Source organism: Streptomyces sp. NPDC058741, from assembly GCF_042746715.1.
In the GTDB taxonomy this organism is placed as follows: domain Bacteria; phylum Actinomycetota; class Actinomycetes; order Streptomycetales; family Streptomycetaceae; genus Streptomyces.
This window is the reverse complement of record NZ_JBHYQH010000004.1, coordinates 186,103-210,873: the sequence shown is the minus strand read 5'-3', so window position 1 is coordinate 210,873 and position 24,771 is coordinate 186,103. Positions and strand designations below refer to the sequence as shown.

23 protein-coding genes and 5 pseudogenes are annotated in these 24,771 nt (G+C 72.7%); 15 read left to right on the top strand and 13 right to left on the bottom strand.

The window, feature by feature from the left end; translation table 11 throughout:
* Positions 1 to 107: 107 nt before the first annotated feature.
* The gene (locus ACFW6P_RS05140) at positions 108 to 3,611 is read left to right on the top strand and encodes a DNA polymerase III subunit alpha (RefSeq protein ID WP_386350491.1); all 3,504 of its coding nucleotides are present in this window, start codon (positions 108 to 110) and stop codon (positions 3,609 to 3,611) included.
* Positions 3,608 to 4,591 (top strand): hypothetical protein, encoded by a 984-nt coding sequence (locus tag ACFW6P_RS05135; RefSeq protein WP_386350494.1) that lies wholly within the window; start codon positions 3,608 to 3,610, stop codon positions 4,589 to 4,591. Before ACFW6P_RS05140 ends, ACFW6P_RS05135 begins: the two co-directional genes overlap by 4 nt.
* 16 nt (positions 4,592 to 4,607) lie before the next feature.
* Here the strand turns inward: ACFW6P_RS05135 and ACFW6P_RS05130 are convergent, their stop codons facing one another.
* Positions 4,608 to 4,982: a cupin domain-containing protein gene (locus tag ACFW6P_RS05130; protein WP_386350497.1), complete on the bottom strand. Its 375-nt coding sequence runs from the start codon at positions 4,980 to 4,982 to the stop codon at positions 4,608 to 4,610.
* An 81-nt stretch (positions 4,983 to 5,063) separates the two neighbouring features.
* Between ACFW6P_RS05130 and ACFW6P_RS05125 the strand changes: the two genes are divergently transcribed.
* Both ACFW6P_RS05125 and ACFW6P_RS05120 read left to right on the top strand, forming a co-directional pair.
* On the top strand, positions 5,064 to 5,510 hold the full coding sequence (locus ACFW6P_RS05125) for a MarR family winged helix-turn-helix transcriptional regulator (RefSeq protein ID WP_386350500.1): 447 nt from the start codon (positions 5,064 to 5,066) through the stop codon (positions 5,508 to 5,510).
* 170 nt (positions 5,511 to 5,680) lie between these two features.
* On the top strand, positions 5,681 to 6,541 hold the full coding sequence (locus ACFW6P_RS05120; protein WP_386350502.1) for an esterase/lipase family protein: 861 nt from the start codon (positions 5,681 to 5,683) through the stop codon (positions 6,539 to 6,541).
* A 136-nt stretch (positions 6,542 to 6,677) separates the two neighbouring features.
* Here ACFW6P_RS05120 and ACFW6P_RS05115 read toward each other — a convergent pair whose 3' ends face one another.
* Positions 6,678 to 7,727 carry a lytic polysaccharide monooxygenase gene (locus tag ACFW6P_RS05115; RefSeq protein WP_386350505.1) on the bottom strand — a complete coding sequence of 350 codons (1,050 nt, stop codon included), beginning with the start codon at positions 7,725 to 7,727 and terminating at the stop codon, positions 6,678 to 6,680.
* A gap of 604 nt (positions 7,728 to 8,331) precedes the next feature.
* On the opposite strand from ACFW6P_RS05115, the pseudogene ACFW6P_RS05110 reads away from it, so the two are divergent.
* Positions 8,332 to 8,491, top strand: a pseudogene (locus ACFW6P_RS05110) (MFS transporter); the annotation flags it as partial.
* Between the two features lie 3 nt (positions 8,492 to 8,494).
* On the opposite strand, the pseudogene ACFW6P_RS05105 reads toward ACFW6P_RS05110, so the two are convergent.
* A pseudogene (locus tag ACFW6P_RS05105) lies at positions 8,495 to 8,680 on the bottom strand (RNase J family beta-CASP ribonuclease); the annotation flags it as partial.
* Between the two features lie 94 nt (positions 8,681 to 8,774).
* Between ACFW6P_RS05105 and ACFW6P_RS05100 the strand changes: the two are divergent.
* Positions 8,775 to 8,915, top strand: a complete 141-nt coding sequence (locus ACFW6P_RS05100) for a hypothetical protein (RefSeq protein WP_386350779.1) — start codon at positions 8,775 to 8,777, stop codon at positions 8,913 to 8,915.
* A gap of 427 nt (positions 8,916 to 9,342) precedes the next feature.
* Here the strand turns inward: ACFW6P_RS05100 and ACFW6P_RS05095 are convergent, their stop codons facing one another.
* A complete protein-coding gene (locus ACFW6P_RS05095) occupies positions 9,343 to 9,477 on the bottom strand; it encodes a hypothetical protein (RefSeq protein WP_386350508.1) in 135 nt (44 codons plus the stop codon).
* A 137-nt stretch (positions 9,478 to 9,614) separates the two neighbouring features.
* Here ACFW6P_RS05095 and ACFW6P_RS05090 point away from each other — a divergent pair, with 137 nt between their 5' ends.
* A complete protein-coding gene (locus tag ACFW6P_RS05090) occupies positions 9,615 to 10,253 on the top strand; it encodes a class I SAM-dependent methyltransferase (protein ID WP_386350511.1) in 639 nt (212 codons plus the stop codon).
* On the opposite strand, the gene ACFW6P_RS05085 is transcribed toward ACFW6P_RS05090, so the two are convergent.
* Both ACFW6P_RS05085 and ACFW6P_RS05080 read right to left on the bottom strand, forming a co-directional pair.
* On the bottom strand, positions 10,239 to 10,739 hold the full coding sequence (locus tag ACFW6P_RS05085; RefSeq protein ID WP_386350514.1) for a DUF402 domain-containing protein: 501 nt from the start codon (positions 10,737 to 10,739) through the stop codon (positions 10,239 to 10,241). The two genes, ACFW6P_RS05090 and ACFW6P_RS05085, sit on opposite strands and share 15 nt — an antisense overlap.
* Positions 10,720 to 11,649, bottom strand: a complete 930-nt coding sequence (locus ACFW6P_RS05080; RefSeq protein ID WP_386350516.1) for a GNAT family N-acetyltransferase — start codon at positions 11,647 to 11,649, stop codon at positions 10,720 to 10,722. Before ACFW6P_RS05080 ends, ACFW6P_RS05085 begins: the two co-directional genes overlap by 20 nt.
* 70 nt (positions 11,650 to 11,719) lie before the next feature.
* Between ACFW6P_RS05080 and ACFW6P_RS05075 the strand changes: the two genes are divergently transcribed.
* Positions 11,720 to 12,088: a GntR family transcriptional regulator gene (locus ACFW6P_RS05075; protein WP_386350519.1), complete on the top strand. Its 369-nt coding sequence runs from the start codon at positions 11,720 to 11,722 to the stop codon at positions 12,086 to 12,088.
* Here ACFW6P_RS05075 and ACFW6P_RS05070 read toward each other — a convergent pair.
* The 3 genes from ACFW6P_RS05070 to ACFW6P_RS05060 all read right to left on the bottom strand — a co-directional run bounded on the left by ACFW6P_RS05070 (position 12,076) and on the right by ACFW6P_RS05060 (position 14,526).
* The gene (locus ACFW6P_RS05070; RefSeq protein ID WP_386422953.1) at positions 12,076 to 12,876 is read right to left on the bottom strand and encodes a DUF72 domain-containing protein; all 801 of its coding nucleotides are present in this window, start codon (positions 12,874 to 12,876) and stop codon (positions 12,076 to 12,078) included. The two genes, ACFW6P_RS05075 and ACFW6P_RS05070, sit on opposite strands and share 13 nt — an antisense overlap.
* A 54-nt stretch (positions 12,877 to 12,930) precedes the next feature.
* Positions 12,931 to 14,025, bottom strand: a complete 1,095-nt coding sequence (locus ACFW6P_RS05065) for a DUF5925 domain-containing protein (RefSeq protein ID WP_386350525.1) — start codon at positions 14,023 to 14,025, stop codon at positions 12,931 to 12,933.
* Positions 14,026 to 14,367: 342 nt separating this feature from the next.
* Positions 14,368 to 14,526, bottom strand: coding sequence for a hypothetical protein (locus ACFW6P_RS05060; RefSeq protein ID WP_386422984.1), 159 nt, complete (start codon positions 14,524 to 14,526; stop codon positions 14,368 to 14,370).
* On the opposite strand from ACFW6P_RS05060, the gene ACFW6P_RS05055 reads away from it, so the two are divergent.
* Positions 14,474 to 15,076: a tyrosine-type recombinase/integrase gene (locus ACFW6P_RS05055; protein ID WP_386422980.1), complete on the top strand. Its 603-nt coding sequence runs from the start codon at positions 14,474 to 14,476 to the stop codon at positions 15,074 to 15,076. The two genes, ACFW6P_RS05060 and ACFW6P_RS05055, sit on opposite strands and share 53 nt — an antisense overlap.
* 176 nt (positions 15,077 to 15,252) lie before the next feature.
* Positions 15,253 to 16,059: an SGNH/GDSL hydrolase family protein gene (locus ACFW6P_RS05050; RefSeq protein WP_386422952.1), complete on the top strand. Its 807-nt coding sequence runs from the start codon at positions 15,253 to 15,255 to the stop codon at positions 16,057 to 16,059.
* A 4-nt stretch (positions 16,060 to 16,063) separates the two neighbouring features.
* On the opposite strand, the pseudogene ACFW6P_RS05045 reads toward ACFW6P_RS05050, so the two are convergent.
* From ACFW6P_RS05045 to ACFW6P_RS05035, 3 pseudogenes are all read right to left on the bottom strand, one after another.
* A pseudogene (locus ACFW6P_RS05045) lies at positions 16,064 to 17,631 on the bottom strand (serine/threonine-protein kinase).
* Between the two features lie 143 nt (positions 17,632 to 17,774).
* Positions 17,775 to 18,179 (bottom strand): annotated as a pseudogene (locus ACFW6P_RS05040) (sulfite exporter TauE/SafE family protein); the annotation flags it as partial.
* 98 nt (positions 18,180 to 18,277) lie between these two features.
* Positions 18,278 to 18,553, bottom strand: a pseudogene (locus ACFW6P_RS05035) (tetratricopeptide repeat protein); the annotation flags it as partial.
* Between the two features lie 306 nt (positions 18,554 to 18,859).
* On the opposite strand from ACFW6P_RS05035, the gene ACFW6P_RS05030 reads away from it, so the two are divergent.
* The 3 genes from ACFW6P_RS05030 (at position 18,860) to ACFW6P_RS05020 (ending at position 20,610) form a co-directional block, all read left to right on the top strand.
* Positions 18,860 to 19,402 carry a sigma-70 family RNA polymerase sigma factor gene (locus ACFW6P_RS05030; RefSeq protein ID WP_386350531.1) on the top strand — a complete coding sequence of 181 codons (543 nt, stop codon included), beginning with the start codon at positions 18,860 to 18,862 and terminating at the stop codon, positions 19,400 to 19,402.
* Positions 19,399 to 20,217, top strand: coding sequence for an anti-sigma factor domain-containing protein (locus tag ACFW6P_RS05025; RefSeq protein WP_386350534.1), 819 nt, complete (start codon positions 19,399 to 19,401; stop codon positions 20,215 to 20,217). The genes ACFW6P_RS05030 and ACFW6P_RS05025 overlap by 4 nt, the downstream gene beginning before the upstream one ends.
* A 126-nt stretch (positions 20,218 to 20,343) precedes the next feature.
* Entirely contained in the window at positions 20,344 to 20,610 is a 267-nt protein-coding gene (locus ACFW6P_RS05020) for a hypothetical protein (RefSeq protein ID WP_386350537.1), read from the top strand.
* Positions 20,611 to 21,184: 574 nt separating this feature from the next.
* Here the strand turns inward: ACFW6P_RS05020 and ACFW6P_RS05015 are convergent.
* On the bottom strand, positions 21,185 to 22,513 hold the full coding sequence (locus tag ACFW6P_RS05015; protein ID WP_386350539.1) for an aspartate aminotransferase family protein: 1,329 nt from the start codon (positions 22,511 to 22,513) through the stop codon (positions 21,185 to 21,187).
* A gap of 91 nt (positions 22,514 to 22,604) precedes the next feature.
* Here ACFW6P_RS05015 and ACFW6P_RS05010 point away from each other — a divergent pair, with 91 nt between their 5' ends.
* On the top strand, positions 22,605 to 23,513 hold the full coding sequence (locus tag ACFW6P_RS05010) for a LysR substrate-binding domain-containing protein (protein ID WP_386350764.1): 909 nt from the start codon (positions 22,605 to 22,607) through the stop codon (positions 23,511 to 23,513).
* 883 nt (positions 23,514 to 24,396) lie between these two features.
* Complete coding sequence (locus tag ACFW6P_RS05005) at positions 24,397 to 24,762, top strand: hypothetical protein (RefSeq protein ID WP_386350542.1); 366 nt, start codon at positions 24,397 to 24,399, stop codon at positions 24,760 to 24,762.
* Positions 24,763 to 24,771: the final 9 nt, after the last annotated feature.

Here is a 24,771-nt window from a genome sequence, read left to right as displayed (position 1 = left end):
GGGCCGAACGGATGTCGTACGTCTATTCGATAATTGGTTTATGGTGGGATGGGGAGCTGGGAACAGATGTTCGAGAGCGGGTTCGCTCACGAGTGCGGGAGGTGCGTGTGCCGGGATTCACGCATCTGCACACCGTCTCCGGATTCTCGTTGCGCCACGGCGCCTCGCACCCGGAGCGGCTGGCCGAGCGTGCCGCCGAGCGGGGCATGGAGGCCCTGGCCCTGACCGACCGCGACACGGTCGCCGGTGCCGTCCGGTTCGCGAAGGCCTGCGCCAAGGCCGGGGTCCGGCCGCTGTTCGGAGTCGATCTCGCCGTGGCGGCGGGCGAACCGGACTCCGGGAGGCGGGTCCGGCGGCGCACTCCGGTGCGGGGCGGCGCCTTCGTCGACGAATCGGCTCCCCGCGCCGTCTTCCTCGCCCGGGACGGTGCCCGGGGCTGGGGAGCGCTGTGCCGGCTCGTCTCGGCCGCCCATGAAGGGGAGAGGGCGCCGCTGCTGCCCTGGGAGCGCCAGGACGGCGCGGAAGGGCTGACCGTACTGCTCGGGCCCGCGTCCGATGTGGGGCGCGCCCTGGCCGCCGGGCGTCCCGACCGGGCCGCGAGGCTGCTGCTGCCCTGGCGTGAGGTCTACGGCGACGATCTGCGGCTGGAGGCCGTCTGGCACGGCCGGACGGGTACCGGGCCCGGGTCGCTGCGGCTGGCCGCCCGTACCGTCGGATTCGCCGCCGAGCAGAGGATCCGCCCCGTGCTCACCAACGCCGTGCGCTACGCCGACCCCGGGCTGGGCCCCGTCGCCGACGTGCTGGACGCCGCGCGGCGGCTGGTGCCCGTCGACCCGGCCAAGGAGCTCGACTCCGGCGAGGCCTGGCTCAAGGGGCCCGAGGCCATGGCGCACGCCGCCGGGCGGATCGTCGAGGCGGCGGGCTTCCGGCGGGAGGCCGCCCGCCGGCTGGTGGAGCAGACCGAGGCCACGGCCGCCGCCTGCCGGGTCGACCCCCAGGACGATCTCGGAATGGGCACCGTCCACTTCCCCGAGCCGCATCTCGTCGGCGCCGGGCGCCGTACCGCCCAGCGGACGCTGGCCTCTCGGGCGGCGGCCGGGATGGTGCGGCGCGGATACGGCCGGCGGCGCGCGTACTGGGAGCGGATGCACCACGAGCTGGACATCATCGCCCACCACGGGTTCGCATCCTACTTCCTGACCGTCGCCCAAGTGGTCGACGACGTAAGGAACTTGGGCATCCGGGTCGCTGCGCGGGGCTCGGGGGCCGGGTCGCTCGTCAACCACCTGCTCGGGATCGCGCACGCCGATCCGATCGAGCACCGGCTGCTGATGGAACGGTTCCTGTCGAAGGAGCGGGTCGTGCTGCCCGACATCGACATCGACGTGGAGTCCGCGCGCCGGCTGGAGGTCTACCGCGCGATCATCGGCCGGTTCGGCACCGGGCGGGTGGCCACGGTCGCGATGCCGGAGACGTACCGCGTCCGGCACGCCATCCGGGACGTGGGCGCCGCCCTGTCCATGGATCCGGCCGAGATCGACCGCATCGCCAAGTCCTTCCCGCACATCCGGGCCCGGGACGCCCGCGCCGCGCTGGAGGAACTGCCCGAGCTGCGCGCGCTGGCGGGAGAGAAGGAGAGGTACGGCAGGCTGTGGGAGCTGGTGGAGGCACTGGACGCCCTGCCGCGCGGGGTGGCCATGCACCCGTGCGGGGTGCTGCTGTCCGACGCCTCACTGCTCGCGCGCACGCCGGTGATGCCGACCAGCGGCGAGGGCTTCCCGATGGCGCAGTTCGACAAGGACGACGTCGAGGACCTCGGGCTGCTCAAGCTGGACGTGCTCGGTGTGCGGATGCAGTCGGCGATGGCGCACGCCGTGGGGGAGGTGGAGCGGGCGACGGGGACCCGGATCGATCTGGACGCCCTGCCGGAGGGGGATCCGCAGACGTACCGGCTGATCCGGTCCACTGAGACGCTCGGCTGCTTCCAGATCGAGTCCCCGGGGCAGCGGGACCTGGTCGGGCGGCTCCAGCCGGCGACCTTCCATGATCTCGTCGTCGACATCTCGCTGTTCCGGCCCGGGCCGGTCGCCGCCGACATGGTGCGGCCGTTCATCGAGGCGCGGCACGGGCGGGCGCCGATCCGGTACCCGCACCCGGACCTGGAGGGACCGCTGAAGGAGACGTACGGGGTCGTCGTCTTCCACGAGCAGATCATCGACATCGTCGACATCATGACCGGGTGCGGGCGCGGCGAGGCCGACCGGGTGCGGCGCGGGCTGTCGGACCCGGAGTCGCAGGCGCGGATCAAGGTGTGGTTCGCACAGCACGCGGCGGCGAAGGGCTACGACGCGGAAACGATTCAGCGGACCTGGGAGATCGTCGAGGCCTTCGGCAGCTACGGCTTCTGCAAGGCGCACGCGGTCGCCTTCGCCGTGCCGACGTACCAGTCGGCGTGGCTGAAGGCGCATCACCCGGCCGCCTTCTACGCGGGGTTGCTCACGCACGACCCCGGCATGTACCCCAAGCGGCTGCTGCTCGCGGACGCCCGGCGGCGCGGGGTGCCCGTGCTGCCGCTGGACGTGAACAAGTCGGGCGTCGCCCACCGTATCGAACTGGTGTCCGGTAAAGAGGGGTTGCGGCTGGCCCTTGCCGATGTGCACGGCATCGGCGAGGCCGAGGCGGCGCGGATCGCCGAGGGACAGCCGTACACCTCGCTGGTCGACTTCTGGGAACGGGCCCGGCCCAGCCGTCCCGTGGCCCAGCGGCTCGCGCAGGTGGGCGCGCTCGACGCGTTCGGCGCCAACCGCCGTGATCTGCAGCTGCACCTGACCGAGCTGCACCGGGGCGCCCGGGGCGCGGGCGGCGGCCAGCTGCCGCTGGCCGGCGGGCGGAAGACCGCACCGGCCGGACTGCCCGACCTCACCTCCTCGGAGCGGCTCAGCGCCGAGCTGGGCGTGCTGTCCATGGACGCCTCACGGAACCTCATGGACGACCACCGGCAGTTCCTCGACGAGCTGGGCGTGATGTCGGCGCGGCGGCTGCGCGAGGCCCGGCACGGGGAGACGGTGCTGGTCGCGGGCGCCAAGGCGGCCACCCAGACCCCGCCCATCCGGTCCGGCAGGCGCGTCATCTTCTCCACCCTGGACGACGGCACGGGCCTGGTCGACCTCGCCTTCTTCGACGACTCCCACGACGCCTGCGCCCACACCGTCTTCCACTCCTGGCTGCTGCTGGTGCGCGGGGTGGTGCAGCGGCGCGGCCCGCGCAGCCTCAGCGTGGTGGGCGCCGCCGCCTGGAACCTCGCGGACCTGCTGGAGGTGCGCCGGGAGGAGGGCCTGGAGGGCGTCGCGGCCCGGCTGGCCGGTGCCGGCGGTCCCGGTGAGCCGGACGGTTCCGGCGACGACGCCGAGGGGGCCGCGCGCCGCAGGCTCGCCGGCTCCGAGAGGGCGCCCGCGCCGGCCGGCTCGGCGGCCCGGAACCCTATGGAGCGGCGGAGGATCCGCATGGCCACGGGGTACGAGATGCACCCCTGGGCCGATCTGCGTCCCGCGGGTGAAGGACCCGCGGTGGGAAGGAAGTTGTGGCACCGGAGTCCGGGGAGTGCGGGATGACCATCCTCTGCGTACGTTTCCAGCTGCCACCGGCCCGCGAGGCCGACCTGCCCCAGCTGCTCGGGATGCTCGAGGAGTTCACCCCCGTCGTCCAGGCCCTGCCACCCGACGGGGCGCTGGCCGACCTGCGGGGCGCCGAGCGGTACTTCGGGCGGGACGCCGTCGAACTGGCCTCGGTGATCCGGGTACGCGCGCTCGCGCTGTACGGCGTCGCCTGCGTGATCGGCGCCGGGCCCGGGCCGATGACCGCCCGCGTGGCGCTGCGCTACGCGGGGCCCGGAGTGACCTGCGCGGTGCCCGAGCGGCGGGACGCCGTCGCGGAGTTCCTCGCCGACAAGCCCGTCGGGGTGCTGCCCGGCGTCGGCGCCGCGACCTCCCGCATCCTGGCCGACTACGGCCTCGACACCCTCGGCCGGGTCGCCGCCGCGCCCCTGCCCACGCTGCAGCGGCTGGTCGGCGCCAAGGCCGGGCGCGAGCTGCACGAGAAGGCGAACGGCGTCGACCGCGGCCGGGTGGTGCCGAACGCCGTCTCCCGGTCCCTCGCCGCGGAACGCCCCTTCGGCCGCGACGAACTGGACCCCGGCCGGCACCGCCGGGCGCTGCTGTCGGCCGCCGAGGAGATCGGCGCCCGGCTGCGCGCCCTGGAGAAGGTCTGCCGCACGCTCACCCTCACCGTGCGCTACGCCGACCGGTCCGCCACCGTCCGCAGCCGCACCCTGACCGAACCGACCGCGCACTCACCGGAACTGACCAGGGCCGCCTACGGCATGTACGAGGCACTCGGGCTGCAGCGCGCCCGGGTGCGGGCGATCGCTCTGCGCGTCGAGGGGCTCGACCCCGCCGACCAGGCCTCCCACCAGCTGACCTTCGACCCCGTGGACGAGAAGGTCCGCCGCGTCGAGGAGGTCGCTGACCGCGCGCGAGCGAAGTTCGGGCCGCGGGCGGTGATGCCGGGGGGACTGGGAGGCGCGGTGGCGTAGACCCGCCCGCCTGACGTCAGTTGGCCCACGGCGGCACGAGGCGGGTGCCGTCGGCCAGCTCCGCCTCCAGGCCGACGGACGTGGTGACCCAGGAGTACGCCGTCCGGTCGGTGGGGTTCTCGACGGCCAGCGTGGCGCCGGAGTGGATGATCACGGTGTCGCCCGCCGCGATCCGCTCGGTGCGGCCGTCGAGGGTGATCAGCAGTTCGCCGTCGAGCAGATGGAGGATCTCCTCCCGGCTGACGGTGTGCGCCGGTGCCTTGAGACCGGGCGGCATCTCCCCGCGCCACGCGCACAGCTCCTCGCTGCCGCTGCGCGGGGTGGCGTACGAGACGAAACGTGCGCCGTGGATCTCGTGGGTGACGGCCTCGGACGAACGGACGACGGGCATGGTGTACCTCCATATGGTCAATCTCCTTGACTACATAGTCAAGCAGCTTGACCTGTATGTCAAGGGTGTTTCAATGCATGCGTGCAGAACTCCGAGGCCATGGCCCTGTCCGCCGCCCTGCTCGCCGTCGCCGGCGGGCTCACGCAGCGCATCAACGAGGGGGTGCTCGCCCGCGGCTTCGAGGGGATGCGGCCCGCGCACGGCTTCGCCTTCGCCCGGCTCGCTCCGGACGGCGCGACGGTCACCGACCTCGCCGTCCACCTCGGGGTGACCAAGCAGGCCGCCAGTCAGCTCGTCGACGAGATCGTCCGCAAGGGGTACGCCGAGCGCCGGCCGCACCCCGGGGACGCGCGGGCCCGTCTGATCGTGCTGACCGGGCGGGGGTGGGAGTGCACCCGGGCCGCGGAAGAGGCGGCCGCGGAGGTCGTACGGGAGTGGGAAGCGGTCCTTGGTGAGGGGGAACTGCGTGCGCTGAGCGCACGGTTGCTGCGGATCGCGCCGCAGGGGCCGATCCGGCCCGTTTGGTGAGGCGGCGTCACCTTCACCGCCGTCGCCGGTGAACGTAAAAAGTTTTTACCGACGCGTAACTTCCCACTTCGGCTACTCACCCGTAACTTGACGAGTGAACAGCATCCCGTGATCCGGATCACAGGGCATCGTGACGCCGCATTCCCCCACCATCGCGAGGAGTTCACTCGATGCTGCCCTGGAAAAAAGTGCTCAGACCCCTGGCCGCGCTGCTGCTGACGGCCGCCGCCGTCACTGTCCCCGCCGCGTCCGCCCAGGCCTCCGGCGCCCCGAGCTCCGGCTGGAACGACTACTCCTGCAAGCCGTCCGCCGCCCATCCCCGCCCCGTCGTCCTCGTCCACGGCACGCTCGGCAACTCCGTCGACAACTGGCTGGGTCTCGCCCCCTACTTGAAGGTCCGCGGCTACTGCGTCTTCTCCCTCGACTACGGACAGATCCAAGGCGTCCCCTTCTTCCACGGCCTCGGACCCGTCGAGAAGTCGGCCGCGCAGCTGCGGGACTTCGTCGACAAGGTGCTCGCCGCCACCGGAGCCGCCGAGACCGATATCGTCGGGCACTCGCAGGGCGGCATGATGCCCCGCTGGTACCTGCGGTTCCTCGGCGGCGCCGCCAAGGTGAACGCGCTCGTCGGCATCGCCCCCAGCAACCACGGCACCAACGTGAACGGCTTCACCAAGCTGCTGCCGTACTTCCCGGGCGCGGCCGACCTGCTGTCGAAGAACACCCCCGCCCTCACCGACCAGGTCGTCGGGTCCGACTTCCTCCAGCGGCTGAACGCGGGCGGCGACACCGTGCCCGGCGTGCGCTACACCGTCATCGCCACCCGCTACGACGAGGTGGTCACGCCCTGGCGCAGCCAGTACCTGAGCGGGCCGGGCGTGCGCAACGTCCTGCTGCAGGACCTGTGTCCGGTCGACCTGTCCGAGCACGTGACCATCGCGCTGCTCGACCGGGTCGTCTTCCACGAGGTGGCCAACTCCCTCGACCCGGGGCGCGCCACACCGACCACCTGCGCGTCCGCGTTTAGCTGACACGTATCGTCCGCCGACTCATGCCACCGGCGGGCCGGCGGACGGGCCGCGTGCGCGTTCGTGCCGGAGCAGCGTTGCGGGGCCTGTCCGGCCTGAGCCGCCGGACAGGCCCCGGTCCAGGGGCGGTGGGAGGAGGTCAGCGACCCTGCCGGCCGCCGCTCACCGCCCTGCGCCGCGCCGAGAGGAACAGGGCCGAGGCGCCGAGCGCCAGGGCCGCCGCGCCGCCGAGCGCGATGTACGGGGTGCTGCCGTCCCCGCCCGTCTCGGCGAGGTCGCCGGTGGCCCCGGCCGCCGCGGGCCGGTCGGGCGCGGCGGCGGCCTTCGGCCGGTCGCCCGAGGCGTCCGCCGCGGCTTCCTTCGAGCCGTCGTCCACACTGCCGTCCGTGCCGCCGTCCGCTGCGGTTACCGCCTTTGCCGACGTGCTCGGGTCGTCGTCACCGTGCCCGTGGTGCTCGATCGTCGACTTGTCGCTGCCGTCCCCGACCTGCTGCTCGGTGGGGGCCGAAGCCGACGGGGCCGGGGCCGCGCCGCCCCCCGTCGGGGCGGTGCCGCCGCCGAAGCGGACGTCCGAGCAGGAGTAGAAGGCCTCGGAGCTGTCCGACCGCTGCCAGACCGCGTACAGCAGGTGCGTGCCGGAACGCTCGGGCAGCCGGCCGGAGAAGGTGTAGAAGCCGCCCGTGGCGGCCGGGTCGGTGGCCGTCGCGACCGGGTTCGCGAGGTCCAGGTCGCTCCAGGCGAGCGGCTCGGCAGGGTCGTAGCCGGGCTTGGTGATGTACACCGTGAAAGTGCCCTCGTGAGGGGCCGTCACGCGGTACTTGAAGGTGTGGGTCCCGCTGCTCACCGCGGTCGCGGGCCAGTCGGCGCGGGCCAGGTCGAGGCCCTTGAACTCCGCGTTGTTCGCGCTGCAGAGCCTGCCGTCCGGGATGAGCTGCTGGTGGTGTCCGCCGGCGTCACCGATGCGGACGCCGTTCCAGTCGTAGAGGGCCTGGGTGCCGCCCGCCGCGACCGCCGCCGTGCAGGCGGCCGACTCCGGGCTCTCGGGGCCCTCGGCGTAGCACCGCGAGACCCGGCTGACCGGGCCTCCCATCGAACCGTGCGCGGCAGCGGGCGCGGCGGCCAGCGCGGTCAGGGCGAGCGGGAGGGCGCCGAGGGTGGCGACGGTGGCTGCCGTACGGCGTGCGGGCATGCGGGAACTCCTCGAAACGGTGCGTGGGGCCGGGCCCGGACCGGTGGGCCGAATCCCGTGAGGTGATCCGACGCTAACCCCGGCGCACCGCGACATCGCCTGCTGAGGGCGGGTGGAGGTGATCCTTATGGCCCCGTTAAGGGAGTGCTCAGACTGGCATCAGGTAGGGGTGCTCGCCGTACGCGCGGCGATCGGTCCGGGGCGCCGCGGGGCGGGACCCGGTCGCATCCTGCAGGGCGCCGTCCTCGAAACGGCATGACCGTGCCGCGTACCCCCGATGGAGAAGGGATCCCCGCCATGACGGCCCACCCGCTGCTGACGGAGACCGAGGCGGTCTGACCATGACGATCAACGCTGCCCCCGCAGCCTGCGCAGACCGGACCACCGTCGCGAACGAGCAGGCGCTCTTCCGTGCGCCGGTGCCCGAGGACGGCCCGGCCGTGTGGAAACCGGTCGAGAACACCCCCGGCCTGGACTCCAACAGCATCTGCCACTACACGCTGTGGTTCCGCGATCTCGCCGACGGTTCGCTGATCGCGACCGTGGACGGCGAGATCGTCGGCTTCCTCACCGGCTACCGCCGCCCCGACGAGCCCGAGACCGCCTGGCGATCACGCCACTGGTCTGCCTGGTACTGCGCGACCACCCCGCCGACCCGGGCCGGCGCCCCTACGGCAGCGACACCTTCGTCCCGCGGCCCGAACCCGTCCGGGGCGCTGCCCGCCGCACCCTGACCGTGCTGCGCCACGCCACACGGACCGTCCCCTTCCGGCGCTGGCGTGCCCGGAGACGCGCACCTTGGAGTTGCCCTTGTGGACCACGTGGGCGCCCCACCGGGTGAGCCCGTTGATCACCCGGTAGACGGCGTTCTCGTTGCCGGGAATCAGGGAGCTGGCCAGCAGGACGGTGTCGTCCTTGCCGATGCGGATCATGTGGTCGCGGTTGGCCGTCCGTTCTGGCCGTTCGCCGGTGCGTTCGCCATCTGCGGCGCATCCACCAACGGCGTCATGTGGACCCACTTCACCCCGGCCGCCCAATGACCCCGGCATGCCGGTCACCACGGCCTCGGCCTTGCCGGCGTTCATCGGCGTCTTCAACGTGGTGGGCACGATCGCCTCCGGACGGCTCACCGGCCGCATGGACGCCCGGCGGCTCCTGGCCGGCTGCCTATCCTGCGGGGCGTGCTGATGGTGAGCCTGCCACTGATGATGACCGCCACCGTCAGCGCGCCCGTGCCGGCCCTCGTGGTCGCCTTCGGCCTGCTCGACCTGGCGACCCTGCCACCGGTCACCGCCCTGTGCCGGACCTTCCACGGAGACGGCAGCGCCATCGTCTGCGGCTGGACCGACGCGGCACACCAGATGGTGCCGTGTCGGCCTCCTTCCTCGGAGGCGTGGCCCGCGACACCTTCGGCAGCCACGACCCGGTCTGGCTCTGACCGGGTGCCGACCGCGCGGTCGCAGCCCCGCTGTCCCTGGTCATCCGCCACCACTCCCGCGCATCGACCGGGGTCGACCCGAGGACCTGCGCGACCTCGGCCGGCGCGCCCCGGGGCCGGCCGAGGCCGGGATCACGCACGCGCTGATGGGGGGGAGAGCCGGAGGGATCCAGCCGCTCAGACCTCGGGCCACCAGATGCGGGCGATGTCCTTGCGGACCTCCGGGCGCCTGCCGGGGCGCTCGTCGGCCTCCTCGCGGATCCGGCGGAGGCCAGGCTTCTTGAGGGGCTTCTGCACGGTCGTACGGCGCATCGCTGCCTCCTTCAGGGTCCACCGGGTTCCGCGTTCTCGCGGAGGTAGACCTTTCGGGGGAGAGTTCCTCATCGCTCCTGGTTTGTCTGTGGCGGCGGTCACCTTCGACTGTCAGTGGCGGGTGTCACGCTGGGCCCGTGACGGATCACAGCGACGGCGCCGCCCCGGCCCGCCCGGACGTGGACTGGGACGCCCTGGCGGCCTCCTTCGACGAGGAACCGGACCACGGTCTGCGCGACCCCGCGGTGCGGCGGGCCTGGTCCGGCCGGCTGCGCGACTGGCTGCCCGGGCGTCCGGGCGACGTCCTGGACCCCGGCTGCGGCACCGGCAGCCTGTCGCTCCTCGCGTCCGAGCAGGGGCACCGGGTGACCGGCGTGGACCTCTCGCCCGCGATGGTGACGCGCGCCCGGGAGAAGCTGGCCGGGCGTGACGCCGTGTTCCTCCTCGGTGACGCCGCGGCACCCCCCGTCGGCGAGCAGCGCTTCGACGCCGTGCTCGTCCGGCACGTGCTGTGGGCCCTGCCCGACCCCGGCCGCGCCCTGCGCCACTGGTACGGGCTGCTGCGGCCCTCAGGACGGCTCGTGCTCGTCGAGGGGATGTGGGGCGGGCCCGAGCCGGTCGGGATACCGGCGGCGCGGGTGACCGCCCTGCGCGTCCCGATCGCCGGGCCGTCGCGTGTGGAGCGGCTCTCCGGCGATCCGCTGCTGTGGGGCAGGGAGGTGACGGACGAGCGGTACGCGGTGGTCGCGACCCGGGGAGCATCAGGTCAGGAGTGAGGGCAGGGCGCCCCCGCGGGCGAGGGTCTCCAGGTCGTCGAGGGCCGACAGCGCGGCCGACGCCGCCTCCGGGTCGGTGTCCGCGAGGCCACTGGCCGCGAACTCGTCCTCGTCCAGGCGCCGCACGTCCGAGCCGTCCCCGGAGACCCACAGGTCCAGGTCGAGGTCCTCGACGGTCAGGTCGGAACCCGAGCGGACCGCCGGGCGCGTGACGTCGCAGTACCAGCCCTTGAGCGCGCCCGCGGCGGAGCGGACCTCCTTGACCGCGTACCAGCGGTCGCGCCAGTAGTACTCGGTGAACACGTCCCCGGCCTCGAAGCGCACGAAGCCGAAGTCCCGCACCCCCGAGCCGGCCCAGGGGGCCCGGACCGCGATGCGCGTGCCGTCGTCCGCCAGGAGCTCCGCGGGGTAACGGATCTTCGTACGGCCCGCCTTGACGAGGACGACGTCCAGCCGCTCCGGTCCGTCAGCCGAGTTCGCGGACATGGCGCACCTCCGTCGCGCAGATCTCGTAGCCGAACCACCTGTTGACGGCGATCATCGGTTCGTTGCCCGTGTCGTTGCCGGTGAACGCCTCCGTGTACCCCGCCGCGCGGGCGCGGTGCAGGGAGGCGTTCTTGGCCAGCTTCGCCAGACCCCGGCCGCGGAACGCGCGGGCCGTGCCGGTCATGGCGGTGCCGTAGCGGCGGTCGTCGTCGGTGTGGGCCACGGTGAAGGCGGCGGGACGGCCGTCGACGACGGCGACCGTGGTCAGCTCCCGGTTGAGCAGTGGGTGCTTCCAGCTCTCCTCCACCCAGGCCCCGTAGTCCGTGAACTCGACGTCGATGTCGCCCGGTTCGTCCGACGTCGTCGCCGCGTCCAGTTCGAACAGCGGACGCGGGTCGTCCGCGAAGTCGGCCGCCGTGCGGAGCTCGACACCCGGCGGCGGGTCCTGGCGGGGCGGCAGTGGGCCTGCCGCGAGGTCCAGGCGCAGGAAGTACGCGGAACGGCCGGGCGTGAAGCCCCTCCGCTCGGCGAAGGAGCGGTTCTCCGGCTCGTCCAGCACCCAGGAGAACAGCCGGGTGACGCCCAGGACGGCCAGGCGCTCCTCCGCGGTGCGCAGCAGCAGCGAACCGGCGCCGCGGTTCCTGCGGCCTGGGCGTACGTAGACGTTGGCCGAGCCCTGGCCGGGCTCCGGGCTGTCGTGGGCGACACTCACCTGGGCCGTGCCGATGATCTCGCCGTCCTCCTCGGCCACCAGCTGGGAGAAGCGGGCCTCCGGGTGGGCGTGGGTCAGGGTGTGCACCACGGACTCGGGAGTGGACAGCAGGGAGGGCAGGGCCAGGCGGCGGGTCCGGGACAACCCCTCGGCGTCGGCCCGGACGCCGGGGCGCAGGTCGCGCACGATCACGGTCATGGGGGCGCAGGTTACGCGGGGCGCGCTCCGGGTGCCTCCCCTTTTCCGTCCGGTGCGCGACAATCGGGCGGTGACCTTGAAGATCGACATCGACGACAGTGCTCCGCCGTACGAGCAGGTGCGGGCGCGGATCTCCGAGCAGGCGCGGTCGGGGGAGCTGCCGGTGGGCTATCGGCTGCCGACCGTGCGGGGACTGGCCGAGTCGCTGGGGCTCGCGGCGAACACGGTGGCGAAGGCGTACCGGGCACTGGAGGCCGACGGCGTGATCGAGACGCGCGGACGCAACGGCACCTTCGTGGCCGCCGCGGGCTCGGCGGCGGAACGGGAGGCGGCGTCCGCGGCAGCGGCCTACGCGGAGCGGGCGCGGCGGCTCGGGCTCACCGAGGCGGACGCGCTGGCGGCGGTCCGGGACGCCCTGCGGGCGGCCTACGGGGAGTAGGCGCCGGGACGGGCCGCCATGTCCCGGACCAGGTGCTCCGGTGTGCGGGTGATGTCCAGGCCGGCCGTCCGCCCCACCCGTGCGAACACCCGCGCGTCCTCCACCGCCGCGCCCCCGGCGTCGTTGTTGAAGTACGCGTACACGTCCTCCCCCTGCGGCCAGGTCGTGGCGATGCGGTCGAGCCAGGTGGTCAGGGAGCGGCGGCCGTAGCGGGGCCACGGCTGCGCGCGGCCCTGGTGGAAGCGGACGTAGCCCCAGTCGGCGGTGCGCCACAGCGGTGTCGCCGGGCGGCCCAGGACGTCGGCCCAGCACAGGGCGGCGCGCCGCGCCTCCAGGACGCCGCGGACCTCCGGCGTCCACCAGGAGGTGTGGCGGGGCTCGACGGCGACCCTGACCGAGGCCGGGAAGCAGGTCAGGCAGGCGTCCAGCAGGGCGGCGTCGGCGCGCAGTGTGGGCGGGAGCTGGAGGAGGACCGGGCCGAGGCGGTCGCCGAGGCCCGCGGCGTGGCTCATCAGCCGGTGCACCGGCTCCTGGGGGTCCTTGAGCCGCTTGATGTGGGTCAGGTACCGGCTCGCCTTGACCGCGACGACGAAGCCCTCGGGCACGCGTCCGCGCCAGCCCTCGAAGGTCTCCCGGGCCGGCAGCCGGTAGAAGGCGTTGTTGATCTCGACGGTCGCGAAGTGCCGGGCGTACTCCTCCAGCCAGAGCCGCACCGGCAGCCCCGACGGATACAGGACGTCACGCCAGTCCTTGTACTGCCATCCGGACGTGCCGACGAACAGGGCCATAGACCCATCAAAACACCGCCGGGCCGGGAGCTCCCACCGATCTCCCGCCGGTCTCTACAGGTACAGCCCCGCGTCGACCCCGCCGCGCGGCTCCGGCAGCGCCGTCGGGGACGTGCCCCGCCGCAGCGCGTACAGCTCCGCCAGGGTCGCGCCCTCGCGGCCGACGCCGTCCTCGCGGCCCAGCCAGCCCACCGCCTCCGCGCGGGTCAGCGGCCCCACCTCGATACGGGCCAGGCAGCGGCCGGGGCGGACGACGGCGGGGTGCAGGCGCTCCAGGTCCTCGTTGGTGGTGACGCCGACCAGCACGTTCCGGCCCTGGCCGAGCAGTCCGTCCGTCAGGTTCAGCAGCCGCGACAGCGCCTGGCCCGCCGTGTGCTTGGCCTCGCCGCGGATCAGCTCGTCGCAGTCCTCCAGGAGCAGCAGCCGCCAGCGGCCCTTGCCCGCGGCGTCCTCCTCGCCGATCGCGATGTCCATCAGGTAGCCGACGTCGCCGAAGAGGCGCTCCGGGTCCAGCACGCAGTCCACCTGGCACCAGTCGCGCCAGGACCGGGCCAGGGTGCGCAGCGCCGACGTCTTTCCCGTGCCGGGCGGGCCGTGCAGCAGCAGGAGACGGCCCGCGATGTCCTCCGGGGTCGTCTTCATCAGCCGGTCCATGGCGTCCGCCACGGGCGCGGTGTAGTTGGGCCGGACCTCCTCCCACGTGCCCGCCGCGATCTGGCGGGTCGTGCGGTGCGGGCCGCGACGGGGGGAGACGTACCAGAAGCCCATCGTGACGTTCTCCGGCTGCGGTTCGGGTTCGTCCGCCGCGCCGTCCGTGGCCTGGTCGAGGACCTTCCGCGCCAGCTCGGCGCTGGTCGCCGTGACCGTGACGTCGGCGCCCCGGTTCCAGCGGGAGATCAGCACCGTCCAGCCGTCGCCCTCGGCGAGCGTCGCGCTGCGGTCGTCGTCGCGGGCGACGCGCAGCACCCGCGCGCCCGGCGGCATCAGCGTCGCCCCGGAGCGGACGCGGTCGATGTTCGCCGCGTGGGAGCACGGCTGCTCGCCCGTCGCGAAACGGCCGAGGAACAGCGCGTCGACGACGTCTGACGGGGAGTCGGAGTCGTCGACGTTGAGCCGGATCGGCAGCGCCTCGTGCGGGTTTCCAGACATGCCGCCATGATCCGGCACGAGACCGCCGCGCGCACGCGTTCTCTCTGGTTCGTGACAGCGCCGAGCACTGTCGCATCACCTGTAGGCGGGACGCCGTGTACGACGCTTCACGTCGCCGCGTCGTGCACGTCGTTGTTGTCGTTGAAGGCACGTGACTCATGAGCTCTCCGGAAGTCTCCGGCCCTTTCGTGTGGTCATGCCGTCGGGTCAGCGGTACTGGACCGTGCTGGACGAGGACTGCCTGGAGCCCGTACCGGCGGCGGATGAGTTCTTGCGGCACGTGCGGTTCGGCCGCGATCAGGCGGAGTCGACGACGCGGACGTACGCCGGGGCGGTCGCGCTCTACCTGACCTGGTGCCGGTGCACCGGACGGGACTGGACGACGGCCGCGGGCCGCCTGGGCAGCTTCATGTTCTGGCTGCGGCGCTCGCCCGGGGACGACAGCGAGGTGGTGGCCGGGCCCGGCAGCGAGCCGGTCCGCGGGCCGCGCCGGATCAACACCGTGCTCGCCGGGGTACGCCTGTTCGGCCGGTTGTCGCGTCGCGCGTGGCTGCCCGAGGGCGTCCACCCCCACGCCCTGCGACACGCATTCACCAGCAATGCCGCCGATGCCGGCGCCGTCCTGGACGAGATCGCCGACCTGCTCGGCCATGCCAACCCGTCCAGCTCGCAGGTCTACCACAGGCGGCCTGGGAAGCCTCTGGCCTCGGCGCCCCGGCAGACGTCGAAACGCTCACCCGCCGGGTCACCGAGCTGGAACAGCAGGTCCACGAGCTGTCCGGCATTGCGCCGGACCGGGCGGTGGCCGGACCTCTCATCAGCGTCTCCGACGGCACCTCCCGGGCCCGGTGACACCAACCCCCCGGTCATCCGTTCGACAGGGGGCAACAGCCATGCCGGGCCCGGAGGCCAGCGGCCCTCTTGCAGGACCGCGAAGAACATAACGGGGGTGTGCGCGTGCTCGCGCACACGGACCGCGAGCGTCGCGTTCCGCTTCCGGCCGGAGTGGAGGGTCGGCCCTCCACGGGCGTGGAGCAAGAGATCTGAGTGACAGTCGACAAATTTGACATGAACGCGCGACAAATGAGGCCGGAAAGGTCCCGCGAGGCGCTGTGAACGCGCCACTTGCCGTGAAGAGGGCCGAAAAGGCCTGTCATGAACACTTCCCAATCAACACGCGTAGCTGATACCACGGTTGTCGCAGAGATCCTGCTAAAGGGAGGTTCCATGAGACGTTCCCCGCTCGTCGTCTTGGTGAGCTCGCTGCTCCTCGCCGTTGGCACCGCCCTCACCGGCGCGGCCACGGCACAGGCGTCCGGCCTCGCCGCAACCGGCCCGTACGCAGCGCTCGGTGACTCCTACTCCTCGGGAGTCGGCGCGGGCAGCTACATCGGATCCAGCGGCGACTGCAAGCGCAGCACGAAGGCGTACCCCTACCTCTGGGCCGCCGCCAACTCACCCTCGAGGTTCGACTTCACGGCCTGTTCCGGCGCCCGAACGGGTGATGTTCTGTCCGGACAGCTCGGCCCGCTGAGCAGCGCCACCACCCTCGTCTCCATCAGCGTCGGAGGCAACGACGCCGGGTTCGCCGACGTCATGACGACCTGTGTGACCCAGTCCGACAGCACCTGCCTGTCCCGCGTCAACACCGCCCGCGCCTACGTCGACTCCACGCTCCCCGGCAAGCTCGACAGCGTCTACTCGGCCATCCGCTCCAAGGCCCCCAACGCCCGGGTCGTCGTGCTCGGCTACCCCCGCTTCTACAAGCTCGGCACGACCTGCCTCGGCCTGTCCGAGACCAAGCGCAAGGCCATCAACGACGCCTCCGACCAGCTGAACAGCACCATCGGCAAACGCGCCGCGAACCACGGCTTCGCCTTCGGTGACGTGCGCGGAGCCTTCACCGGCCACGAGATCTGCTCCGGCTCCTCCTGGCTGCACAGCGTCAACTGGCTCAACATCGGCGAGTCGTACCACCCGAAGGCCCCCGGCCAGTCCGGCGGCTACCTGCCCGTGTTCAACGCCAACGACTGACGGCTCAGCCCGACCCCGACCCGGAGTCCGACCCGGAGTCGGGGTTCCCGTCCGTGCGCGAAGGAGAAGGGGAGGCCCCGCCCGTCGGGGTCTCCGTCTCACAGCTCAGCGAGAACGGCACCGACTCCGACGAGGCGCGCACCGGCTCCCGCACCTCGAAGCTGATCTCGTTCGCGACGGTCCCGGAGCCCTCACGGGCCGTCACACCGACCGCGTCCTGCTTCGAGTGGCCGCCCCCTGCCGGGAACGACAGCGTCTTCCAGCCCCCGTCCAGCACCGAGCCGTCCTCGGTCACCCAGCGGTGGCGCACCTCGGCCGGCAGCCGTCCCAGCGTGATCGTCGCCGTGAACCGTGGCGCCTCCCGGGCCGGCGGCGGACACGGACCCGAGTAGTCGGTGCGCGTAGCCTCCAGCGCCACCCGCACCGACTGCGGCGGCGGGCTGCTCTCCTCGCTCTTGCTCTCGCTCGGCGTCGGCGACGGACTGGCCCTGCCGCTCCCCGTGTTCCGCGTCGGGTCCCCGGTCCCGGCCGGCGTACTCGCCCCCGCGCCCCGGTCGCCCGCGTCGCCGCCCCCCTCGTCCAGCAGCGCGTACGTCAGCCCGCCCACCGCGAGCGCCAGTACCACCACGCCCGCGACCAGCACCCCGCCGGTCCGGCGGTCGCCCTCGCGAGCCTCCGGGGTCCCGGCCGTCGCACCGGACGCGGCCGTCCGCCCCGGGAAGGGCATTTGGGGACCTCGGCGCGGGCTCCGCGCGGCCCGCCGTCGCCGGCGCGAACGGCACCGCCCGTACGGTGTCCCTGCGCGGCGAGCCGCCGGCGGCCACGACCCGCAGCTCCCGCTCGGCCCGTTCGGCCGGCAGCCGCTGCTCCGGGTCCTTGCGCAGCAGCCCCTCGATGACCGGGGCGAGCGGACCGGCCCGGCGCGGCGGCGGCAGTTCCTCGTCGACGATGGCGCGCAGGGTGCTCAGCGGGGTGTCGTGGCGGAACGGCGAGCAGCCCTCGACCGCCGCGTACAGCAGCACCCCGAGCGACCACAGGTCGGACTCCGGTCCGGGCCTGCGCCCCAGGGCCCGTTCCGGGGCGAGGAACTCGGGCGAGCCGATGACCTCACCGGTCATGGTCAGCGCGGAGCTGCCCTCGACCATGGCGATGCCGAAGTCGGGAGCACGATGCGTCCCGGTGCAGCACCCAGGCCTCGTGCGCGGCCCGCAGCGCGGCCAGCACCTCGACGCCGACGTGCGCCGCACGCCGCGGCGGCATCGGGCCCTCGGCGTCGAGGACCTCGGCCAGGGACAGCCCGCGCACCAGCTCCATGACGATCCACGGCCGGTCCTCGTCGGTCGCCACGTCGTACACCGTCACCACGTTGCGGTTGGCGACCCGGGCCGCCGCCCAGGCCTCCCGCTCCAGCCGGGTGTACATCCGCTGCACGTCGTCGCCCGCCAACCCGGCGGGGGCGCGCACCTCCTTGACGGCGACCTCGCGGTGCAGCACCTCGTCGCGGGCGCGCCACACCGTCCCCGTACCGCCTTCGCCGAGCGGCGCCAGCAGCCGGTAGCGGCCCGCGATCACCCGCTCACGGCCCGGTTCTCCGTTACACCGTGCCCCCCTTCGCAGCCGGGCGGAAACCCCATGAGGTCTGTTTTCCCCACGACGTCGGATCGCCTCACGAACGTCACTCAGCCCAGTGCGGATGCCGCCCCCTTGAACACGAGTCAGGCCCCCAGGACGACGACCGCGAAGGCGGATCCGAGCGGGGCGGTCCGGCGCACCAGTGCGGCGACCGGGCCGGAGCTCCAGCGGGGGCGTCGGTCCAGCAGCCGTGTCATGCCGCTGCCCGCCCTGACGACGGCGTACCCGGCGGCCGTGAGCGTCAGCGCCAGCCCGACGCCGTAGGCGACGACGAGCAGCAGCCCGAACCAGGCCTGTCCGAGGGCCGCCGCGCCGACCAGCACGACGACGGCGGACGGGCTGGGCACGAGGCCGTCGGCGAACCCCATGAGGATCGTGCCGCGCAGGGTGGGGGCGACGGGGTGGCTGTGGGTGACCCCGCCGTGGGTGTGCTCGAGCGTGTGGGGGTGCGAGTGGGGGGTGTTGTGGTCGTGCGGGTGGTCGTGGTTGCCCAGCGGGTGGGCGCTCGCCGCGGTGGCGGGCAGCAGGGTGAGCGCGCAGGCGGCCGTGGGGACGGCGGCGCCGGACGCGAACAGCCGGCGCGCGGTCACCGGTTCGCCTCCATGTCCTTGAGTGCGGTACGGGCCTCGCGCGCGCCGAGCGGCGAGAAGCCGGGGTTCAGGTCCAGGGCTGCCTTCAGGTGCTCGCGGGCGCCGCGCTCGTCGCCGGTGGCACGCGCGACGATCCCGCGGTGGTACAGGAAGGCCGCGTTGCGGTAGCCGGTGGCGGTGGCCCGCCGGGCGTAGGGCAGGGCTTCCTCGTCCCGGCCGTTGACGTGCAGCGCCCAGGCGAGGGCGTCGGCGGTGTGCACGCTGTGGCGGCGGACCGCCGGCGGCCAGCGCACCACAGATCGCGGTCGCGATGCTCCTGCGTCCCGCACCGGTCCTGGAGAGAGGTGTCATGCCGTCCGTCCTCCGTGCCGACTTGCCTGACACACACACTTCGGAGCGCTCGGCGCAGCGGATTGGTCGAATCTCAACCCTGGTCACGGCGGGTCGCGAAAGTTGGTTCACCGCCCGGCGACCCGCGTTTTCGGCCCGCTGATCCGTAGCACCGTCCGGAGGTGTGTGCGTTGCGAATGCCTCGTGCGAGGGGACAGGCCCGATGCGGGCTCGGAGAGGGGGACCGAGTGGAGGCGGACGAACTGCTGCTGCTCGTGGCGAGGGGGAACCACCGGGCGTTCGAGGACTTGTACGGACTGGTGTCCGGCCCGGTGTTCGGGCTCGTACGGCGAGTGGTGCGCGACCCCGCCCAATGGGATGAGGTGGCTCAGGAGGTGTTGCTGGAGATGTGGCGGTCCGCCGCGAAGTTCGACCCGGGACGGGGCAGCGCGATGTCGTGGATCCTCACCCTGGCCCACCGCCACGCCGTCGAGCGGGTGCGCAGCGCACGCGCGGCCGGGGAGCGCGAGCAGCGCGAGGCGCTGCGGGCCTGCCAGCCCGCCTTCGACCACGTGACCGAGGAGGTCGAGGCCGGCCTGGAGCGCGAGTGGGTGCGCCGCTGCCTGGACCGGCTCACCGTCCTGCAGCGCCAGTCGGTCACGCTCGCCTACTACGAGGGGTACACCTACCGTGAGGTGGCCGAGCAGTTGTCCCTGCCGCTGGGCACCGTCAAGACGCGGATGCGCGACGGGCTGACCCGGATGCGCGAGTGCCTGGGAGGAGCGGCATGAGCCTCCTGCGCCGCGAGGACCCGCATTTCCTGGCCGCCCCCTACGCGCTCGACGCGCTGGAGCCGGCCGAGCGGGTCCGTTTCGAGAAGCACATGAAGGGCTGCGGCCGCTGCGCCGCCGAGGTGCGCGCCCTGTCCGAGGACGCCGTCCGGCTCGCCTGGTCCGCGGCCGCGCAGCCGCCGGCCGCGCTGCGCGACCGGGTCATGGCCGCCGTCCGTGCGACCCCGCAGGACCCGGCGCGGCAGGAGGCGGCGCGCGGCCAGGCCCGCACGCGGTCCACGCAGCTGCCGCCGCACGTGTGGGGCGCCCAGCCGCCGCCGCGGCAACGGGTGCGGCGGCGGATCCCGCTGTTCGTGCCCTTCGCCACCGCCACCGCCGCCGCGGCCCTCGTCGTCGCCTCGCTCTTCGCGGTGCAGGCGAACCGCACCGAGGACGAACTCGCCGCGGAACGTGATCGCTCACGTGAGATCGCCCACGTTCTCTCGGCTCCGGACGCCCGTGCGAGCAACGGACGGGACGCCCGGGGCCGCACCATCGGAGTGATCGCTTCCGCCACGGAGGGGAGCGCGGTGGTCACCCTCGATGGATACGGCGCACCACCGCGCGGCCGCGTGCATCAGTTGTGGCTCATGCGCCCGGGCGCGCAACCGCGCTCCCTGGGGTTGTTCCAAGGCGACACTCCGCTGGTCGCGACCGGTCTCGGCAGCTCCGCGACCTCACTGGCCGTGACCGTCGAGCCCGACGGGGGATCGGCGCGGCCCACCACCCAGCCCATCGTCCAACTCACGCTGAAATCTCTTGGATTCGGAAAGTAGTCGGAGATACATCGTCAACACCCTTATGGGGAAGGTGAATCCTGTGACCGCGATACACGTGTGCCCGGCCGGGGCGATAGGGTTAACCTGCCCGGGCCGGGTGGACTCGTACGGGTGGGGAGTGACATGGAACAGATAACAGTCCGCAGCAGGGCCAGGGTCCCTGCGATCACCTGCGGGAGCAGCGCGACCAGTTCGCGCCTCGACCGCCACCTCTCGGTGCTGGGGGGCCCTGCCGTCCCGCAGCGGGAGACGGTCGAGGCGACCTCGCTGATGCGTGAACTGACCGCGCGCCGGCCGCACGACCGCAGCGGCAGGAACGCGCGCGTGCGTCGCGTCTCGCTCTTCGCGCCGCTGCGCCGGCTGCGCCGTTCGCTGTTCGGCGGCAGGTAGGGGCCCGCGCTCGGGCGGTCGCACCGCCCCCGGCGCCCGCTGCGCACTCGCCGTCCGTCATCCCCACGGCACGCAGCAGCGTCAGGCGTGTTCCCGAGCGCGGTACGTCCCCTGTCGATGCCTCACCCCCGCCCGGCAGTGACAGGGGCGCATCGCCCGCGCCCGCTGCTCCGCCCGCCCGCTCACCCCTGGCCGTGCGCGTACCGGCGCACGGCCAGCGGCACGAACACCCCGAGCAGGACGGCTCGCGCCCGGAATCCTGCTTCCGACGCCCGTGTACAGATACCGCGAAGGGGACGGGCGGATGGCGGCTCAGGTCGGACACGACCAGCCGGAGACGGTGGCCCGGGAGCACGCCTGGGCCTACGGACGCAGCCTGCGCGCCCTCGTGGGCGGCGGCCCATGTCCAGGATCCGCGGTTTCGTGGGCAATTCCGCGTGACCATGAGCGGTGTCCGAGCGAATCCGGATGATCACGAGCAGCGGTGACGTTCGGTGAGCCTCACTGATGGCGCCGTCGATGCCGTCGTGGCGCAAGCGGTCCTGGCCAAAGCCGGCCGGCGCCACCAGCATGATCAGAGGACGGCGCAGGCGTCGCCGATCGCCTCGTCCAGAATTGCCAGGCCGAGCGACAGCTCGTCCTCGGTGGCTGTCAGCGGCGGTGCGATCCGGAAGACTCCGCCCATGCCGGGAAGCTGGACGATGTTCATGTGCAGACCGAGTTCGAGGCAGCGCCGGGTGACCCGCGCGCCCAGCTCGTCCGAGCTCCGCTTCGTCTCGCGGTCGACGACAAGTTCAAGCCCGGCGAGCAGGCCCCGGCCGCGAATGTCACCGACGACCTCATGGCGCCCGGCGATGTCCTCCAGGCCCCGGCGCAGGAACACGCCGAGCGACCGCGCCCGCTCGTCGAGCTTGTCGCCGCTCAGGACGTCGAGGACGGTGTTGCCGACCGCAGCCACCAGCGGGTCGGCGACGTGCGTGGTGAAGAACAGGAACCCGCGCCCGTACGCCTCCTGCTCGATCTCGGCGCTGGTGACCACGGCCGCGAGGGGCAGTCCCGCGCCGAGCGTCTTGGACAGCGTGAGGATGTCGGGGACGACTCCGTCGCGTTCGAACGCGTACCAGGTCCCGGTGCGGCACAGGCCGGTCTGGGCCTCGTCGAGGATCAGCAGCATGCCGCGTTTCCGGCATTTGTCCTGCAGGGCCGCGAAATAACCCGCCGGCGGCTCGATGATGCCGCCTGAGCTGAGAATCGGCTCGACGAGGCACGCGGCCAGACTGCCGGTCGACTGGGCGTCGATCAGATCGAAGGCGAAGTCCAGCTGACGGCGCCAGTCCAGGGAGCCGTCGGCCGTGGTGAAGTCGGGCCGGTACGCGTTCGGCACGGGGATGGCGAAGTTGCCGGGCGCGGCAGGGCCGTAGCCCTTGCGGCCCGCGCTGTAGGTGGCGGACGCGGCGGCCTGCGTCATGCCGTGCCAGGATCGCGCGAACGAGACGATCTCGTGCTTGCCGGTGACGAGTTTGGCCATCCGGATCGCGGCCTCGTTGGACTCGGCGCCGGTGGTCAGGAGCAGTGCCTTCTCCAAGGGGGCGGGCAACGTGTCGGCAAGGCGTCGGGCGAGGTCGACGACCGGGCGGCTGAGCATGCCGCTGTAGAGGTGGTCGAGGGTCGCGACCTGACGCTGGACGGTCGCGACGATCTCCGGGTGCGAGTGGCCGAGGATCGCGCTCATCTGGCCGGAGGTGAAGTCGAGGATCCTCCGGCCGTCCGCGGTGAACACGAAACTTCCGGCGGCGCGGTCGATGATCTCGTGGGTGAACTGGGCGCCGTAGCGGACGAGGTGCCTCTCAGCGTCGGCCCAGAAGGTTTCGGTGGACAGGGGGGCGGTGGTCGAAGCAGCCATGTCCCCGACGGTAGGGCCCGCGTGACCGACACGTCTATCTCACAATTCCGGCCGTCCTGTTCGGCGAAACCGCACAACAATGGGGGGCGTGATGAATCCCTGGAGGCTGCGGCTGCTGAGCCAGCTGGACACGCTGGGTACCGTCCGGGCGGTTGCCCAGGCCGCCAACCTGAGCCCGTCGAGCGTGTCTCAGCAGCTCGCCGTGCTCGAGGCCGAGACGCGCACACAGCTCCTCGAACGGACGGGACGCCGGGTGCGGCTGACCTCGGCCGGGCTGATCCTCGCGCGGCGGGCGCGGACCATCCTCGATCACATGGAGAGCGTCGAGACGGAGCTGCGCGGGTTCGGCGATGAACCGGCCGGGCTGGTGCGGCTGGGGGCGTTCCAGAGCGCGATCCACTCCATGGCCGTGCCGGCGGTGACCCGGCTGGCGCGCGAGCATCCGCACCTTGAGATCGAGCTGCTGGAGCTGGAGCCGCATGAGAGCGTACCCGCGCTGCGGATCGGCGACGCGGACATCGTCATCACGACCACGGACTTTGACGAGCTGCCGTTGGGACCGGACCTCGACCTCGTACCGCTGGCCAAGGACCCGATCTTGCTGGTGGTCCCGCCCGAGCATCCCGCGGCCGGGCGCGGCGCCGTTGACCTCGCAGCCTACGCGGACGAGCCATGGGCGTTCGACATGCCGCAGTCCTACATGGCGAATCTCGCCCAACGCCTGTGCCGACAATCGAGGTTCGAGCCGCGGGTGGTGTCACGGTTCAGCAACTACATGATGACCCTGCAGCACGTCGAAGCAGGGCTGTCGATCGCGCTGCTGCCCGGCCTGGCCGTCGACCACAGCCGTTACCGCGTAGCTACCAGGGAACTCGCAACCCCGGTGACACGCACCATCACGGCGGCCATCCGCCGCGGCTCACCACCCCGCGCGGCAGTGCGCGCCGTGCTGGACGCGCTGCGCCACAATCCGGACCCACCGCTTCCAGGTCGTGAATGACAGAGCGGGTCACTCCCCAACCTGATGTCTCCTCACCTTGACCGTTCCCTCGACTCCGGAGCGGACCGCGTGGCGGGTCTCCCACTCGGGCGTCCGTTGCTCGGAACGGACGCGTAGCCAGCTGAGCATTGGAGCTTCCCGGTGAAGCGGGCATGCTCGGATGCAGCTGTCGAGGTGCCCGTCGTCCGTTTACCCCCGTTCCGGTGAGCACGTCCCCCGGAAGAGGCCGGCCGTCTCGAGGAGAAATCGGCTGCGACGGCCGACCGACCTCCCGCGTCTGGGTCCGGTGGCCGGCGATGACGGTGCCCGGCACCGAACCGGTGGCCGGGGCGGCTGTCGTAGTGCCCACCGGACTCGAACCCTGCGGTCTCCCGCCGAGCGAGTACTCGTCGGGACGCACGAGGCCGGGCCGCAGCACGTCGACGGTCGTCCCGAGCGGTGCCGGGGGCGCAGCGGGCGGGTTCCGCGGAGAACCGCGTGCGGGGGTGGCCAGACAGGGGTGCCACCGAAGCATGGGCCGGGAGTGGTGAACGGCCGGACAACGGTCCGGAGCGCGCCCATGAATCCTGGTCGAGGGTCGGTCCGCACACCGCTCGGGAAGCCTCGGGAGGGGGGCTTGATTGCTTACGATCCGCTTGATCCGCATCTCGGCCGGCGACGTCGGTCCGGGCGTACACGGCTCCTGGAGGAGAGGGCCCATGACCGTCACACAGATGGCCGGAACGTGCCCGACCGTCCGTGCTCACGCACGGGCGGTCGATCTCACGATCCCGTGCCTGCCCGCCCACGGTCGGTCAGGCACCGGTCGGGCAGCAGGGCGTCCGGGTGGCCTCCACGGTGGCGGGCGCCCCGGGGCGCCGTTGTCCCGGAAGGGGGACCGGGTGTGAGCGGGGTGTACGAGGCGGATCCGAGCGGTCTGCGGCGCAGTATCGAGGAGATGAAGAGCCTGCCCGCTCTGGCGAGGCGGATGGTCCAGGACTTCAGGCAGCAGGAGAGCGCCTACACGCCATGGCCCGGCTGGACGGACGACTTCGCTCGCCAGGTGCGGCCGCAGTACCAGCGGAACAACGCGTACTGCGCGGACGTCGTCCAGGGACTGTACGAGGCCCTGGACGCGCTGGTCTCGGCGACGCTCACCAATCTGGAGAACATCGAGAGCACCCGCGCCGACGTCACCGACCGGATCGAGGCCCACGGGAGAAGGGTCCACGAGCGCCCTGAGGCCACTGGTGGGCAGGGGAAGCACTGAGTGCGGGAG

Excerpts from the sequence above, each read along its gene's own strand:
- ACFW6P_RS05135 (WP_386350494.1), top strand. The coding sequence starts at position 3,608 with ATGACCATCCTCTGCGTACGTTTCCAGCTGCCACCGGCCCGCGAGGCC.
- ACFW6P_RS05130 (WP_386350497.1), bottom strand. The coding sequence starts at position 4,982 with ATGCCCGTCGTCCGTTCGTCCGAGGCCGTCACCCACGAGATCCACGGC.
- ACFW6P_RS05120 (WP_386350502.1), top strand. The coding sequence starts at position 5,681 with ATGCTGCCCTGGAAAAAAGTGCTCAGACCCCTGGCCGCGCTGCTGCTG.
- ACFW6P_RS05115 (WP_386350505.1), bottom strand. The coding sequence starts at position 7,727 with ATGCCCGCACGCCGTACGGCAGCCACCGTCGCCACCCTCGGCGCCCTC.
- ACFW6P_RS05100 (WP_386350779.1), top strand. The coding sequence starts at position 8,775 with ATGCCGGTCACCACGGCCTCGGCCTTGCCGGCGTTCATCGGCGTCTTC.
- ACFW6P_RS05095 (WP_386350508.1), bottom strand. The coding sequence starts at position 9,477 with ATGCGCCGTACGACCGTGCAGAAGCCCCTCAAGAAGCCTGGCCTCCGC.
- ACFW6P_RS05085 (WP_386350514.1), bottom strand. The coding sequence starts at position 10,739 with ATGTCCGCGAACTCGGCTGACGGACCGGAGCGGCTGGACGTCGTCCTC.
- ACFW6P_RS05080 (WP_386350516.1), bottom strand. The coding sequence starts at position 11,649 with ATGACCGTGATCGTGCGCGACCTGCGCCCCGGCGTCCGGGCCGACGCC.
- ACFW6P_RS05070 (WP_386422953.1), bottom strand. The coding sequence starts at position 12,876 with ATGGCCCTGTTCGTCGGCACGTCCGGATGGCAGTACAAGGACTGGCGT.
- ACFW6P_RS05065 (WP_386350525.1), bottom strand. The coding sequence starts at position 14,025 with ATGTCTGGAAACCCGCACGAGGCGCTGCCGATCCGGCTCAACGTCGAC.
- ACFW6P_RS05050 (WP_386422952.1), top strand. The coding sequence starts at position 15,253 with ATGAGACGTTCCCCGCTCGTCGTCTTGGTGAGCTCGCTGCTCCTCGCC.
- ACFW6P_RS05025 (WP_386350534.1), top strand. The coding sequence starts at position 19,399 with ATGAGCCTCCTGCGCCGCGAGGACCCGCATTTCCTGGCCGCCCCCTAC.
- ACFW6P_RS05020 (WP_386350537.1), top strand. The coding sequence starts at position 20,344 with ATGGAACAGATAACAGTCCGCAGCAGGGCCAGGGTCCCTGCGATCACC.
- ACFW6P_RS05015 (WP_386350539.1), bottom strand. The coding sequence starts at position 22,513 with ATGGCTGCTTCGACCACCGCCCCCCTGTCCACCGAAACCTTCTGGGCC.
- ACFW6P_RS05010 (WP_386350764.1), top strand. The coding sequence starts at position 22,605 with ATGAATCCCTGGAGGCTGCGGCTGCTGAGCCAGCTGGACACGCTGGGT.